12 protein-coding genes are annotated in these 14,298 nt (G+C 45.7%); 9 read left to right on the forward strand and 3 right to left on the reverse strand.

What is annotated here, in order from left to right; all coding sequences use genetic code 11:
- Positions 1 to 21 precede the first annotated feature (21 nt).
- Positions 22 to 1,020, reverse strand: a complete 999-nt coding sequence (locus ACT3TH_RS09185; RefSeq protein WP_444755548.1) for a GlxA family transcriptional regulator — start codon at positions 1,018 to 1,020, stop codon at positions 22 to 24.
- A 203-nt stretch (positions 1,021 to 1,223) separates the two neighbouring features.
- Between ACT3TH_RS09185 and ACT3TH_RS09190 the strand changes: the two genes are divergently transcribed.
- The 6 genes from ACT3TH_RS09190 (at position 1,224) to arfB (ending at position 7,223) form a co-directional block, all read left to right on the forward strand.
- Positions 1,224 to 3,044 carry an acyl-CoA dehydrogenase gene (locus ACT3TH_RS09190; protein ID WP_444755549.1) on the forward strand — a complete coding sequence of 607 codons (1,821 nt, stop codon included), beginning with the start codon at positions 1,224 to 1,226 and terminating at the stop codon, positions 3,042 to 3,044.
- A gap of 10 nt (positions 3,045 to 3,054) precedes the next feature.
- Positions 3,055 to 4,062: an NADP-dependent oxidoreductase gene (locus ACT3TH_RS09195; protein WP_444755550.1), complete on the forward strand. Its 1,008-nt coding sequence runs from the start codon at positions 3,055 to 3,057 to the stop codon at positions 4,060 to 4,062.
- A gap of 3 nt (positions 4,063 to 4,065) precedes the next feature.
- A complete protein-coding gene (locus tag ACT3TH_RS09200) occupies positions 4,066 to 4,860 on the forward strand; it encodes an SDR family NAD(P)-dependent oxidoreductase (RefSeq protein WP_444755551.1) in 795 nt (264 codons plus the stop codon).
- Between the two features lie 58 nt (positions 4,861 to 4,918).
- Positions 4,919 to 5,680: an SDR family oxidoreductase gene (locus ACT3TH_RS09205; RefSeq protein ID WP_444755552.1), complete on the forward strand. Its 762-nt coding sequence runs from the start codon at positions 4,919 to 4,921 to the stop codon at positions 5,678 to 5,680.
- A 201-nt stretch (positions 5,681 to 5,881) separates the two neighbouring features.
- Positions 5,882 to 6,763 carry an HpcH/HpaI aldolase/citrate lyase family protein gene (locus ACT3TH_RS09210; protein ID WP_444755553.1) on the forward strand — a complete coding sequence of 294 codons (882 nt, stop codon included), beginning with the start codon at positions 5,882 to 5,884 and terminating at the stop codon, positions 6,761 to 6,763.
- A gap of 46 nt (positions 6,764 to 6,809) precedes the next feature.
- Complete coding sequence (gene arfB / locus ACT3TH_RS09215; protein WP_444755554.1) at positions 6,810 to 7,223, forward strand: alternative ribosome rescue aminoacyl-tRNA hydrolase ArfB; 414 nt, start codon at positions 6,810 to 6,812, stop codon at positions 7,221 to 7,223.
- Between the two features lie 98 nt (positions 7,224 to 7,321).
- Here the strand turns inward: arfB and ACT3TH_RS09220 are convergent, their stop codons facing one another.
- Positions 7,322 to 8,521 (reverse strand): sugar transporter, encoded by a 1,200-nt coding sequence (locus ACT3TH_RS09220; protein WP_444755555.1) that lies wholly within the window; start codon positions 8,519 to 8,521, stop codon positions 7,322 to 7,324.
- A gap of 385 nt (positions 8,522 to 8,906) precedes the next feature.
- Here ACT3TH_RS09220 and ACT3TH_RS09225 point away from each other — a divergent pair, with 385 nt between their 5' ends.
- From ACT3TH_RS09225 to ACT3TH_RS09235, 3 genes are all read left to right on the forward strand, one after another.
- On the forward strand, positions 8,907 to 9,539 hold the full coding sequence (locus tag ACT3TH_RS09225) for a hypothetical protein (RefSeq protein WP_444755556.1): 633 nt from the start codon (positions 8,907 to 8,909) through the stop codon (positions 9,537 to 9,539).
- Between the two features lie 234 nt (positions 9,540 to 9,773).
- Complete coding sequence (locus ACT3TH_RS09230) at positions 9,774 to 10,982, forward strand: acetyl-CoA C-acetyltransferase (RefSeq protein ID WP_444755557.1); 1,209 nt, start codon at positions 9,774 to 9,776, stop codon at positions 10,980 to 10,982.
- A gap of 206 nt (positions 10,983 to 11,188) precedes the next feature.
- Complete coding sequence (locus ACT3TH_RS09235; protein ID WP_444755558.1) at positions 11,189 to 13,390, forward strand: 3-hydroxyacyl-CoA dehydrogenase NAD-binding domain-containing protein; 2,202 nt, start codon at positions 11,189 to 11,191, stop codon at positions 13,388 to 13,390.
- A 121-nt stretch (positions 13,391 to 13,511) separates the two neighbouring features.
- Here the strand turns inward: ACT3TH_RS09235 and ACT3TH_RS09240 are convergent, their stop codons facing one another.
- Positions 13,512 to 14,189 carry a GntR family transcriptional regulator gene (locus ACT3TH_RS09240; protein ID WP_444755559.1) on the reverse strand — a complete coding sequence of 226 codons (678 nt, stop codon included), beginning with the start codon at positions 14,187 to 14,189 and terminating at the stop codon, positions 13,512 to 13,514.
- Between the last annotated feature and the right edge of the window lie 109 nt (positions 14,190 to 14,298).

Here is a 14,298-nt window from a genome sequence, read left to right on the forward strand (position 1 = left end):
GAAATGAGGACACGCCCTAGGCTAAATCGCTAACCGCGAAAATTTATCCTGATATTCTTTAGGTGTCAGTTCAGTGGCACGTTTAAACAAGCGGGTAAATGAAGAGATGTCATCGTAGCCGACTTGGTCAGCCAGTGACTTTATCGTTACATCACCTGACTCTAACAAACGCTTTGCTTGCTCAATTCTGACGGCCTGAATGTACTCAATCGGACGCATGGCAACACAAGACTGAAAGCGTCTGTTCAAGGTGCGCGGGGTGACATTGACCATCGCCGCCAATCGACTGACTTGGATAGGTTGATTGAAATGTTGTTCAATGAATTCTTGTACTTGTTTGACGAGCTGATCAGAATGCGGTTTGTGCAATGTCACATTGGTATAACTGTTTTGGTTGCCTCTTTTGCTGTCGATAATCTGAGTTTTTGCTACTTGCGTGGAAATCTCACGTCCACAATAACGCTCTATCAATAACAAGCCCAAGTCATAAAAGGCGCTACCACCTGCGGCGCAAAATATATTGCCAGATTGCGTCACAAACTGATTTTCCTGCAAATCAACCAACGGAAAATCCGCCTTAAATTTACTCGCATAACCCCAATGGGTGGTGGCGATTTTGTCGTCTAACAGTCCTGCTGCGGCCAGAAAAAAAGCGCCACTACAGTTGCTGGCAATATCCCCTTTAGTATTGGCCAGCCTTTTTAGATGGAGCAATAGCTCACTGTTTTGACGCAATACCTTGTCGATTGAATCGCCGATGGTGGGGATTAACAGTAAGTCGCACTCGGCTACTTCTCGAATATCACAATGCGCTTGCATGATTAAGCGATTGCTGCATCGAATATCGACCCCGCCCAAGCTTGCTATCTGTACATTAAATCTAGGTGCTACCGCCTCATTCAAAAATCGTTGCCAGCTGACACCTGTAAACGAAAACAAGTCCAATGCCCCAGCGAGTACACTGCCCAGCACGCCATCGAAACCCAGAATAATTACTTTAAACGGTCTTAATTGAGACATGAGTCTTTGTTTTCCTTTATTGCTTGCCAATACTTTACGAGTCTCGCGTCATAATGTCTGGTATCCAGTTTATTCAGTATCGACGTATTGTCTTATTTGACCATAATTATGTCATAAATGACAATACGGAAGCCCATAAAATTAGCTTAGTATTTAGGGATAAGCACCGCTCATTTGTTAACGACAATACTAACGAGAACACTATGGCAGCAGATAAACTTATCAACGACTTTGAATTACCCTTCCAATTATATGATGTCTTAGGTACTGAGACGTTAACCGAACATCCAAAATTTGCAGAACACAGCCGTGACACGTTTGACGCTGTATTAGACACAGCAGACAAAATAGCCACCGATTTGTTTTTGCCGCACAATCACTTGGCCGATAAAAACGAGCCGCAGTTCGATGGCAAAAAAGTGAGCATGATAAGCGATGTAAAAGTTGCTTTTGATGCCTTTCGCGAATCAGGCTTTATCGCTGGTCGCTATCGTTTTGACGATGGCGGGATGCAATTACCTGAGACCGTCATGACCGCAGTGGCAGGCTATTTTATGGCAGCCAATCCATCAACCACCGCGTATCCATTTTTGACCACCGCTGCGATCAATGTCATCTCGCATTTCGCGAGTGATGAGATCAAAGAAGCGTTTATGCCGCGTATGTTGACGGGTGAGTTTACTGGAACGATGGCGTTGACAGAGCCGCACGCTGGCTCGTCGCTGGCTGATATCAAAACCACTGCCGTCAAAAAAGAGGACGGCTCGTATCGAGTCAAAGGTAGCAAGATCTATATCTCAGGAGGCGATCACGAACTGTCTGACAATATCGTCCATCTGGTCTTGGCTAAAGTGCCGGGCGGCCCTAGTGGCGTGAAAGGTATCTCTTTGTTTGCGGTGCCAAAGTATCGCTTAAATGACGATTTGTCCGTTGGCGCGCGCAATGACGTGCATTTAACAGGACTCATTCATAAGCTTGGCTATCGCGGCGCGACTTCTACGGCATTAAGCTTTGGTGATGACGGCGAATGTTACGGTTATCTCATTGGCGAAGAGCATTTTGGCTTGCGTTATATGTTTAAGATGATGAATGAGGCGCGTATCGCGGTTGGTTTTGGTGCGGCGATGATTGGTTATCGTGGTTATCAATATTCGCTCGATTATGCCAAAGACAGAACGCAAGGCAGGATTGCACCCAATAACAAACCTGAAGATGCGGCAACTGCCATTATTCAGCACGGCGATGTAAAGCGGATGCTGCTGGCGCAAAAGGCGTATTCTGAAGGTGGTATTTCACTGTGCTTATACGGCTCAAACCTAATTGACCGTATCAATACTTGTGAAGATGAAACGTTAAAAAATGAGCTGTCAGAATTATTGGATTTACTTACTCCTGTATTAAAAGCATGGCCGTCTGAATATGGTCCCAAAGCCAATGATTTGGGCATTCAAGTATTGGGCGGCGCTGGCTACACGCGTGAATATCAAGCCGAGCAGTTTTGGCGTGACAATCGCTTAAATCCCATTCACGAAGGTACAAATGGTGTACAGGCATTAGATTTGTCATTCCGCAAATTGTGGCAAAACAAGGGTCTGGGTATTCAGATTTTAAAACGGGAAATCACCCAAGATTTGGAAAGTATTACCACACCTGAGACTGCTAAATTGGCAGGTAAGTTGACGCCTTATATGGCGCATTTGCATGAAGTGTTGGTGCATTTGGGCAAAATTTTACAAACAGAAAAAGCAGTAACGCTCACGGGTAACGCGCAGGCCTTGATGAATATTTTTGCCTCGATCGTGGTGGGCTGGATTTGGATTCGTCAAGCCAGTAAAGCTGAGCAATTATTAAGCGAATCGCAAGGCAGTGGTTCTCAAGACAATGAAAAACAAAACTTCTATCGCGGCAAAATACAAGCGGCAAAATACTTTATCGATTGGGAATTACCACTAATCAAACGTGATATTGAATTACTCACCAACACCAACTCGGTCTGCACTGACATGCAAGCTGAATGGTTCTAAGGAAAGAGAAATGACAACGATGAATAAGCAGTGGCGACTAAAAGCAAGACCTGTTGGCGAACCGAGCGCCGATACTTGGGAATATACCGAAACAGCATTACCGACCATCACTGACGGACAATTACTGATAAAAATCGCATACCTCTCTATAGATCCGGCGATGCGCGGATGGTTAAACGATGCTAAGTCTTATATAGAGCCTGTGCAGGTTGGTGATGTTATGCGTGCTGGTACGGTGGGCGAAGTCATTGAGAGTAAGCATGAAAAATTTGCAGTCGGCGACTATGTTTGTGGTCACAATGGCGTGCAGTCGTATGCTGTGAGTGACGGTACTGGATTATATAAGGTTGATCCAAATCTTGCACCCCTGTCTTATTATTTGGGTGTGCTCGGTATGCCGGGAATGACGGGATACTTTGGTTTATTAAAAACAGGCGAGCCAAAAGCTGGCGAGACCGTGGTTGTCTCTGGCGCGGCTGGCGCAGTAGGTGGCCTAGTTGGGCAAATTGCCAAAATCAAAGGCTGCCGAGTGGTCGGTATTGCGGGCGGTAGTGAAAAATGTCAGTTTTTGATAGATGAGTTGGGTTTTGATGCTACCATCGATTATAAAAACGAAGATGTAAAAAAAGCGCTTAAGCAAACTTGTCCAGACGGTGTCGATGTCTACTTTGACAACGTGGGCGGCGACATATTAAACGACGTACTTACCCAAATCAATCTGCGCGCGCGTATCGTAATTTGCGGTGCGATTAGCCAATATAACAACACAACACCGATCAAAGGTCCATCAAACTATCTGTCGTTATTGGTCAATCGCGCGCGTATGGAAGGCATTGTCGTCTTTGATAATATTAAAGAATACCCGACGGCAATGAAAGATATTGCAGGCTGGATTCAATCAGGTGACATCAAAGTTAAAGACCATATCGTTGAGGGTATCGAGACGTTCCCTGACACACTGATGATGCTTTTTAAAGGTAAAAACTTTGGCAAATTGGTTCTTAAGGTAGAGGGATAAATCATGACACTGAGTACAAATGGAATTGCATCAGGCGTGGCCAGTAATGTGGCCGGCAAACGGATTTTAATCACGGGCGGTGCATCTGGTATCGGTGCCGCCAGTGCGCTACTGCTGGCAAGTCGCGGTGCCAAGGTTGTGATTGGCGATTTGGCAGAGGAGATGGGGGCGGCCGTTGCCAAGCAAGGGCAAGATGCTGGCAATAGTATCGTGTTTAAAAAAGTGGATGTCACTAGTGGCGATGAAGTGCGCGCGTTGTTTGCTTTTGCGATGCAAGCGCTGGGTGGTCTCGATGTCGTAATCAATAATGCTGGTATCGACCATCAACCCGCACCGATGCATGAGCTGAGCGATGACGATTTTGATCGTAATATCGCGGTCAATTTAAAAGGTGTTTGGCATTGTATGCGAGCCGCTGTTGCTTGTATGGCGACCAATGGCGGTGGTCATGTGATTAATGTGGCGTCCATTGCAGGACTGCGTTCCGCGCCTTTATTGTCAGCTTACAGTGCTGCCAAACATGGCGTGATGGGTTTGACCAAATCTGCAGCCCACGAATACGCGCGGGTTAATATCCGCTTTAACGCGGTATGCCCAAGCTTTATCGACACACCAATGGTACGCAATACCATGGCCAATATGAATGAGCGCGCACAGCAAGCAACCATAAAGGCCAGCCCACTACGACGTTTAGGAGAAGTCGATGAAGTGTCTGGCGCGATTGCATGGCTTGCCAGTGATGAGAGCAGTTTTATGAATGGTCATGCCTTTACTTTGGACGGCGGCATGCTAGCTTAATATCAAACAGATTTTTGATAAGGCTTTTATTCAAATATTTAAAATATAGGGAATAGTGATGAAAGATTTATTTGATTTAACGGGCAAAATTGCGTTGGTGACGGGTGCCAGTCGCGGTATTGGTGAGTCTATCGCCCGTCTGCTGGCGTCAAAAGGTGCGCACGTTATTGTGTCTAGTCGCAAAATTGATGCTTGCCAAGCGGTTGCGGACAGCATCACAGCAGCTGGTCACAAAGCCAGCGCGTTTGCTTGTCATGTGGGCGACATGGATCAAATTGATGCGATTTTTGAGCATATTAAAAGTGAGTTCGGTCAAATCGATATCTTGGTCAATAATGCAGCGGCAAACCCTTATTATGGGCATATCTTGGACACAGATTTGGCTGCTTTTGATAAGACCGTAGAAGTAAACATTCGCGGTTATTTCTTTATGTCGACGGCGGCTGGCAAAATGATGCGCGAGCAGGGCGGCGGCGTGATTTTGAACACGGCATCTGTCAACGGCTTGGTCGCAGGTGACAAGCAGGGTATTTACTCAATCACCAAAGCGGCGGTCATCAGTATGACCAAAGCTTTTGCTAAGGAATGCGGCCCGTTAAATATTCGTGTGAATGCCTTATTGCCGGGCTTGACGGATACTAAATTTGCATCCGCACTGACCACCAATGACAAAATCTTAAAAATGGCACTGCATACCATACCGCTAGGACGTGTGGCTGATCCCGATGAAATGGCGGGGACAGTATTGTATCTGGTGTCTGACGCGTCAAGCTATACCACAGGCGCGACCGTGGTGGTTGATGGTGGCATGCTTGCCTAACGACACGCTCTAATGACAAAGAAAGGATATTGATAAAAGAGTTACTCCTTTATTTGTCAGAGACGTTATACAATAAAAACCCGCATAAGACGACGCTCTATGCGGGTTTTTTGTTCTATTTTTTGATGCAAATATCCAAAATAAGGTATGCTCAGATAGAAGTTCAAATAAATGGGTGGCGTCAACGGTAAAGAGGCAAATATGGATTCAGTTAGTAATAATAAAGATAGTAATAAAACGAAGACTACTGCTCACAACAACACATGGCTTTTTGTCCCTGCAACTCGTCTTGACCGAATAGCAAAAGCGTTTGATAGTGGAGCAGAAGCAGTAATTGTCGATTTGGAAGATGCCGTCGCCCAAGAAGATAAAGCGCAAGCCCGAGACGCATTAAAAAAATACTACGACAATCAAAATGAGAAACAAGGCTATCAGCCGATTTGGTTACGTATCAATCAAGCGGGCAGTGATGCATTTTTGGCTGATTTAGTGCTATGCCAGCAGATGCCAACGCTGGCAGGTGTGTTATTGGCAAAAGCAGAGCAAGCCGCAGACATTGAACACGTCCATCAGCGTACGGGTATGCCAGTGATTGCGCTGATAGAAAGTGCTGCTGGTTTATATCAAATAGACAGTATGGCAAAAGCCACTGGTCTTGCCGCGTTCAGCTATGGATTTTTAGACTTATGCAATGATCTACGTGTACAAGTGGGCACGCCCGCCGCAGACATTGTTGCCAATCAGATTCGCTATCAATTGATTTTAACGTCAAAAGTGCATAGTCTTGCGCCGCCCATCGACACTGTCTATCCTGATTTTAATGATGAGGAGGGGCTATGCACTCGAGTACAATTATGGTCACAAATGGGCATGTCAGGGATGCTGTGTATTCATCCCAAGCAAGTAGCCGTTGTCCACAAAGCCTTACAACCGACTGACAAGGAAATTCAGTTTGCCACGCGTGTGGTAGCAGAGTATGAGGGCAGCGGGCAGGCAGTGTTTAAAATAGACGGCGAGATGGTCGATGCACCAGTGATTGCGCGCGCTCGTCAGTTATTGACTCAGTGGCAGACGGATGGATAATGCTTTATCATAAACCATCCATATTCATATTATATAAAAGCACCTTATGATTTTTATTAGCAACACCATTAGTCTAAATGACAATGAAGTCGATATCAGCGCCATACGTGCGCAGGGTGCAGGCGGCCAAAACGTCCATAAAGTCTCCTCTGCCATTCATCTCCGCTTTGACATCAATACTTCAAGTCTGAGTGATGAGTACAAGCAGCGTCTGCTCGACAGCAAAGACAGTCGTCTCACCAAAGAAGGCGTACTCATTATTAAAGCCCAGCAGTTTCGCACGCAAGAAAGGAACAAAATCGATGCCATAGAACGTCTGCGCAGCTTTATCCTAACAGCCACTCATGTCAATAAAACCCGCAGGCCAACCAAGCCAAGCTTTAGTGCCAAGCGCAAACGGGTGGATCAAAAAACTCAGCGCGGCAAGACTAAAGCGTTACGCGGTAAAGTAGATTTTTAGAAAAATTGCTTTTTAAAGGAATAATAAAAAATGCCAGCCCATTATCTGAGCTGGCATTTTTTTGCTTATTTTACCATTCGCAACCAACTCAGGCGCGACTAGCCAAGCTTTCTGCTCAACTCAGGAAAGCGTCTTATCATAAATAGCATCAGTAGCAACGCCACAGCAGCGATAGCTGCCCCAACATATCCCACGCTCGACAGAGAAATGTGCGTCACCGCATAACCGCCGAACAAAGCACCTGCGCCAATTCCTAAATTAATAATGCCTGAGAACATCGACATCAGCATGTCTTGCGCAGTGACATCCACCATGAGCACCTTAGCTTGCATAGAAATAATCAGCAGCATCAGTGCCGCTCCCCACAATAAAGCAATTGTACCAAGCGCCCAGATAGATGTGACAGCAAACAACAACACGAGCATTGACGCCAGCATCAGTATCGTCGATATCAGCATCAATCGTGTATTAAATCGATCACCCCAACGACTGAATATCACACTGCCCGCAATACCTGCCACACCGAATAATAAAAGGATAAAAGTGGCTGAGTTTTCACTGACTGAGCCAACTTGACGCATGAAGGGCTCGATATAAGAGTAAGCGGTATAGTGTGCTGTAAAGACGAGCAAAATAAGCAAGTAGAGGGAGACCAGCATCGGGTTTTTTAATAACTCTGGAATTTTTCTAAAAGACCCTTCAAACATGCTTGGGAGTGTGGGCAAAAGCCTTGCTTGTAAAATAAATACGATAAGCGCCACGACACCAATACCGCCAAACGTTGCTCGCCAGCCAAACCACTGACCAATCAATCGTCCTAGTGGCACACCCATTACCATTGCTAATGACGTACCCGTTGCCAGCACACTAAGCGCCAGTGCTTTTTTGCCTTCAGGTGCCACGCGTATGGCAATTGCCGCCGTGATTGACCAAAATATCGCATGCGATAGCGCAATCCCAACGCGGCTAATAAGCAGCACGTTGAAGCTCCATGCAAATACTGACAAGGCATGACTGGCAATAAATACGGCAAACAATCCCAAGAGCAAACGCTTGCGCTCAAATCGACTGGTGAGCAGCATCAATGGCAATGACATGGCGGCGACGATCCAAGCATAAAGCGTCAACATCCAGCCAGTCTCTGCCGTCGTGATGGAGAAATCCTGAGCAATGTCACTTAATAGGGCGACTGGGACAAATTCGGTGGTATTCATAATGAACGCACTAACGCCCATCAAAAATACTTGGAAATACTGAGTTCGGCGCGAGCTTGTGCTCGTCTTAAGGTTATGTGTCATAAAATCCAATACAAATCAGGTGCCAATACCATAAAGGGATTAGCCAAAAGTGAGGTCGAAATATTAGGTGATATAGGGATGGGGTGGCAAGATACCAAGCTAATAGCTATAGTTAAAGTAGTTTTTTGATAACGGGCGCTCCTATCAGTATTTATTTTCTATTATCTGATGTGCTATCATCAGTGAATCTTCTATCGTGGGTTTAACAGTTTTGTGTCGCAGCAATTTAACGCTGGCGTCCAAACCTTGCAACTTCCAGCACGATATAAAACAATTCTGGTAAAGCGCATGAGCCTGTACTCCGACACCTCATTTGTGCCTGTTTTTATTTGCCTGTTTGGGCTTATTTCATACTTTTTCGTCGGAGTCTAAGGTGTTCAATACTATGAAGTACACTGTCAACCAATCCAAATATACCCGCCGTTACCATCCGCGTCATCCGCTTGCGCAGTATGCAGTGAATCAAATAGACATACTAGAGCTGTGTTCGCAAGACATTATCAAAGCCATGCGTTATCCACTTAAGCACACCATACCTGCTTGCGACCGCCTACGTCATGTATTGTCGAACAAATATCTTGGGCTAGATGGTAGCTATAGCGACAAATACTTTACGGCTGACGAGTTTTTAACCAAACTGTTTGCCGTGCTTGAAATACCGTATGAACCGTTTGCAGAAGATATTGCCAAGATCAAATATGATTTGGCGCATTATCCCCAATCTTCACCAAGCTATAGCTTACAAGCGCAGATAGCATTTGAGTTTGATGATGCTAATTGGTTGTCTCGTAGTAATGCTGCGCGCTTGGCTTATGTACATCTACCAGAGGGATTTGCTGAATTAGAAGAAGCAGAACGTGAGGCAATAGTAAAAGAGAGTATCTGTGAGCATTATCAGCAGTATGAAACCAATTTGCCTTTTGATGGCACAATCATAGGCTATCGTCTTCTTACTGAACAAAAGAATGAAGTCATCGATAAGGTAGAATACGGCCTGCCGAAATCCAGCGGTGTGTAATGTCATCGACTATATATGTTTACAGATGAGCCATATAGAGCATAGTTTTAAGTACTGGTATTCAAGACATAAAAAAAGCCTCCTTTCATAGTGAGGCTTTTTTTATGCTGACGAGAATCGGCTCTGAGGTATCAGGTAACGTGACTCACCGTTAATATTTAAACCGTTGCGCATGCCTTTTTACTGGCCTAGTATAAGTTTTATATTATCGATCAAAAATAAAAAGGGACTTTTATGAGTGAGACGGCTTATATTTATGAGGCTATCCGTACGCCGCGTGGTAAAGGAAAAAAGGACGGCTCTTTGTATCAGGCATCGCCGATTTGGCTGGTTCGTACCTTATTAAAAGAGATGCAGCAGCGCCACAATTTGGACACGAGCTTAGTAGATGACGTGATATTGGGCTGCGTGACACCCGTTGGCGAACATGGCTCTGATATTGCCCGTATCGCCGTCATTGATGCTGGTTGGGCACAAAGTGTCGCAGGTCTCACCTTATCTCGATTTTGTGCATCAGGGCTTGAGTCCATCAACTTGGCGGCGGCTAAGGTCATGTCAGGTATGGAGGATATGGTGGTGGCTGGAGGCATTGAATCCATGAGCCGCGTAACGATGGGCTCTGATGGCGGCGCTTGGTATATGGATCCACGAGTCAATGAGGCCACGCATTACGTCCCGCAAGGGGTTGGCGCAGATACCATCGCGACACTTAAAGGCTTTAGTCGTACAGACGTCGATACATTTGCGGCCGAGTCGCATCGCCGCGCTGCTTATGCTTGGGACAATGGCTATTATAATAAATCAGTTGTCCCTGTCACAGATATCAATGGGCTGCTGCTGCTCGCAAAAGATGAGACCATTCGTCCTCAGACCAATGCTGAGACTTTATCTACTCTTAATCCTTCCTTTATTAAGCTTGGCAAGATGGGCTTCGATAGCGTGATACTAGACAGGTATACCACCATCGAAACCGTCAACCACGTGCACCATGCGGGTAACTCGTCGGGTATCGTCGATGGCGCGGCAATTTGCTTAGTGGGTAGTGCGGCGGCTGGTCAAAAAGCGGGTCTTAAACCGCGTGCCAAAATCACAATGGCGTCAGTCATTGGTTCAGAACCCGCTATCATGCTGACTGGCCCAACACCTGCCTGTCAAAAAGCGCTAAAAAAAGCTGGTATGCAAGCCTCAGATATTGATCTTTGGGAGATTAATGAAGCTTTTGCTGCCATACCGCTAAATACCGCCGATGATTTTGGTATCTCGCTGGATATTGTGAACGTCAATGGCGGTGCCATCGCTATGGGTCATCCGCTTGGTGCGACAGGCACTATGCTCTTAACGACTGTTCTTGATGAGTTAGAGCGCCGCGACCTAAACACAGCAATGATCACATTGTGTGTGGGTGGCGGTATGGGTATCGCGACCATTATTGAGCGTGTGTAGTCGATTAAATACAGTCGATCCAATAATAGAGTAAACGCAGTGCTACTAGGGAAATTTTACGCAGCCTCTGTCGGGATAGGCACAGCAGGCAAGAAAAATCTACCTCAGTAGCGCGTTATAAGGTTGGTCTTTGTTTTGTATAAGACTGACTATGGAAAATATCAGTAGTAGAAATCATTTAAAAGACTATTTATAAAGGACAACACATGACGGAATATGAAGACAAATCAGATAGCGTAACGGTCATTAATAAGCAGGACAGTTTTTCAGCCGAGTGTGATAACGATGGCATCATTACGGTAACGATTGACCAAAGTATGCACAAGATGAATGTCATCGGTGAGGGATTTTCAGAATCCTTTGCTGCTATGACGGACAGCTTTATGAACGACAACTCTGCGAAAGGCTTAATCTTAACCTCGGGCAAAGCGTCATTCGTGGTTGGGGCAGACATTGATCAACTGGCCAATATTACTACGGCTGAACAAGCATTTGAGTTGACCGAAGGGCTTAAACGTAGCCTGCGTAAACTTGAAACGTCAGGAAAGCCAGTGGTTGCAGCGATGACGGGAACCGCGCTCGGCGGCGGTTTGGAGCTTGCTTTGGCGTGTCATTATCGTATCGCGATTGACTCTCCCAAAACCAAGTTCGGTCTACCAGAGGTCAAATTGGGTTTGCTTCCGGGCGGCGGCGGCACTCAGCGACTACCACGACTGATCGGTATTCAAGCGGCATTGATGCTAATGACTCAAGGCAAAGAGTTGCAACCAGACGCAGCGATAGATATGGGTCTGCTTGACGCAACTGCCACTGATCACACAGACATGATGAATCAGGCCAAAGACTGGGTTAAGGCCAACCCAACTGCGCAGCAACCTTGGGATATAGCGGGTTTTAAAATTCCTGATGGCGACAGCAATCATCCTAAAGTAGTGCAAATGTTTATGGCAGCGCCCGCTATGGCAAATCAAAAATCACACGGCAATCATCCTGCGGTTACGCACATCATGTCCTGTGTTTTTGAAGGCGGCTTAGTAGATATCGATACAGGTCTTGAGATTGAATCGCGCTATTTTGCCGCCTGTGTGCTGTCCACTGAATCTAAAAACATGATTAATACCCTTTGGACGCAGCTCAATTGCATCAAAAAGGGCCAATCGCGTCCTCATAGCATCCCGCGAATGCACATCAATAAAGTGGGCATTTTGGGTGCTGGCATGATGGGTGCCGGTATTGCATATGTCACTGCTAAAGTAGGTATGGACGTTGTCCTTCTTGATACTGAGATAGCACATGCACAAAGTGGCAAAGCGTATTCTGCTAAGCTTCTCGATAAAGCCATTGAGCGTCAACAGGCTACTGTAGAGCAAAAACAGACGCTATTAAATCGCATCAAACCGACCATCTCTTATGGTGACTTGGCAGAGTGTGATCTGATTATCGAAGCGGTATTTGAAAACCGAGCCATCAAAGCTCAGTGTACACAGCAAAGCGAAGCGGTGATAGCTAAAACAGCGGTCTATGCTTCTAATACTTCAACACTTCCTATCACAAGCTTGGCAAAAGCCAGCCTACGTCCAAACCAGTTCATTGGTCTACATTTTTTTTCGCCAGTTGACAAGATGCCGTTGGTAGAGATTATTGTTGGCGCGCAAACTGATGAGGAGACTTTGGCCAGAGCCTTTGATTATGTGGTGCAAATAGGTAAAACGCCTATCATTGTGAATGACAGTCGGGGTTTCTATACCTCGCGTGTGTTTGGCACTTATGTGTCAGAAGGCATCGCCATGTTAGGCGAGGGCGTTCATCCACGTAGCATCGAGGTTGCGGGCATGAAAGCAGGAATGCCAATGCCGTCATTGGCATTACAAGATGAGGTGTCGTTGAGTCTGGCGCTACACGTGAGTGAACAGCAGCAACTTGACGAGCAGGCGGAAGGTAAGCCTGTCACTATACGCCCCTCTTATGACATTCTCAAAACACTGGTGACACAGTACGGTCGTGAGGGTAAAAAGAGTAACAAAGGGTTTTATGAGTATCCAGACAATGGTGATAAGTACTTATGGCCTGAGCTGATAAAGCTATATCCACCAAAAGCTGAGCAACCCACGCAACAAGAATCGATCGATCGCTTACTGTTTATACAAGCCAATGAAGCCGCTAAGTGTTATGAGGAAGGCGTCGTACGTTCTGTCGCTGATGCCAACATCGGTTCTATCTTTGGTTGGGGTTTTGCGCCGCATCACGGCGGTACGTTGCAGTTCATTAATGCCATGGGTTTAGAGATATTTATCACACGTAGTCGCGAGCTTGCTGCCAAATATGGCGAGCGTTTTGAGCCTGCACAGATTTTGTTAGATATGGCAAACAATGGCGAGATATTCTCTGACCATTTAGTGGGCGAATAACAAAGTCAATTGCTGACTGTGTACGAGTGTTATTCGCGCCTCAAGCTGATCACCCCATCATATGGATAGGGTAGCAGACACAATAGAACGAATCGTTTGAGTGTAGATTTTTCTTGAGTAATCAATGCTGCCCATTCTCGTTGAGGTTCATCGTGGCAATCAAATCGGTGAACTTATGTCCCTGAACTGAGACATGGGCTTTTAACATGCTCTCAGCCAAATCTTCATCATGATTGATAATCGCATCCAAGATATCTTGATGTTCTTTAAATGAGTGGCGCATCCGATTGCTGACGCGTAGTTGCAAGCGTCTATACGGATGTAAGCGGTTGTGCAAATTGCTCGCCTGTTCTATCAAAAACCCATTGTGACTGAGCTGGTACAGAAAAAAATGAAACTTTCGATTGGCTTCATAATAATCTTCGGAATTGTCTGCTAGCAAGTATTCTTCACAACGCGTGTGCAAAGCCACCAGTTCAGTTTTTTCTGCCTCATTAATTCTTCTTGCCGCCAATCTCCCGCACATCCCCTCAAGCTGCGCCATCACTTCAAACATCTCACATAGAGTTACTACGTCTAAAGTAGGAACAATCGCGCCTCGACGCGGACGTATCTCTACCAATCCTTCAGACGACAAAAGCTTCAAAGCCTCGCGAATTGGGGTTCTCGATACTCCATATCTTTCGCAAAGCTCCGCTTCATTCAGCTTTGTACCGGGCGGAAAATGCCCATAAATAATGTCATCTTCTATCTTTTTGCTGATTTGCAAAAACAGAGGTAGACCATCGATTAAACTCATAAAATGCCCTTTTGTATACAAAATACATAGATAATAAATACAATTTCGTTGCGCTTTTCCATAAATTGTTTTAGATTATATCAAGTCAGCGGAAATAAGCAGTGTTTTG

Origin of the sequence: Psychrobacter sp. AOP22-C1-C5, from assembly GCF_052378885.1 — a bacterium.
In the GTDB taxonomy this organism is placed as follows: Bacteria; Pseudomonadota; Gammaproteobacteria; order Pseudomonadales; family Moraxellaceae; genus Psychrobacter.

Excerpts from the sequence above, each read along its gene's own strand:
- ACT3TH_RS09195 (WP_444755550.1), top strand. The coding sequence starts at position 3,055 with ATGACAACGATGAATAAGCAGTGGCGACTAAAAGCAAGACCTGTTGGC.
- ACT3TH_RS09230 (WP_444755557.1), top strand. The coding sequence starts at position 9,774 with ATGAGTGAGACGGCTTATATTTATGAGGCTATCCGTACGCCGCGTGGT.
- ACT3TH_RS09225 (WP_444755556.1), top strand. The coding sequence starts at position 8,907 with ATGAAGTACACTGTCAACCAATCCAAATATACCCGCCGTTACCATCCG.
- ACT3TH_RS09235 (WP_444755558.1), top strand. The coding sequence starts at position 11,189 with ATGACGGAATATGAAGACAAATCAGATAGCGTAACGGTCATTAATAAG.
- ACT3TH_RS09185 (WP_444755548.1), bottom strand. The coding sequence starts at position 1,020 with ATGTCTCAATTAAGACCGTTTAAAGTAATTATTCTGGGTTTCGATGGC.
- arfB (WP_444755554.1), top strand. The coding sequence starts at position 6,810 with ATGATTTTTATTAGCAACACCATTAGTCTAAATGACAATGAAGTCGAT.
- ACT3TH_RS09190 (WP_444755549.1), top strand. The coding sequence starts at position 1,224 with ATGGCAGCAGATAAACTTATCAACGACTTTGAATTACCCTTCCAATTA.
- ACT3TH_RS09200 (WP_444755551.1), top strand. The coding sequence starts at position 4,066 with ATGACACTGAGTACAAATGGAATTGCATCAGGCGTGGCCAGTAATGTG.
- ACT3TH_RS09240 (WP_444755559.1), bottom strand. The coding sequence starts at position 14,189 with ATGAGTTTAATCGATGGTCTACCTCTGTTTTTGCAAATCAGCAAAAAG.
- ACT3TH_RS09210 (WP_444755553.1), top strand. The coding sequence starts at position 5,882 with ATGGATTCAGTTAGTAATAATAAAGATAGTAATAAAACGAAGACTACT.
- ACT3TH_RS09205 (WP_444755552.1), top strand. The coding sequence starts at position 4,919 with ATGAAAGATTTATTTGATTTAACGGGCAAAATTGCGTTGGTGACGGGT.
- ACT3TH_RS09220 (WP_444755555.1), bottom strand. The coding sequence starts at position 8,521 with ATGACACATAACCTTAAGACGAGCACAAGCTCGCGCCGAACTCAGTAT.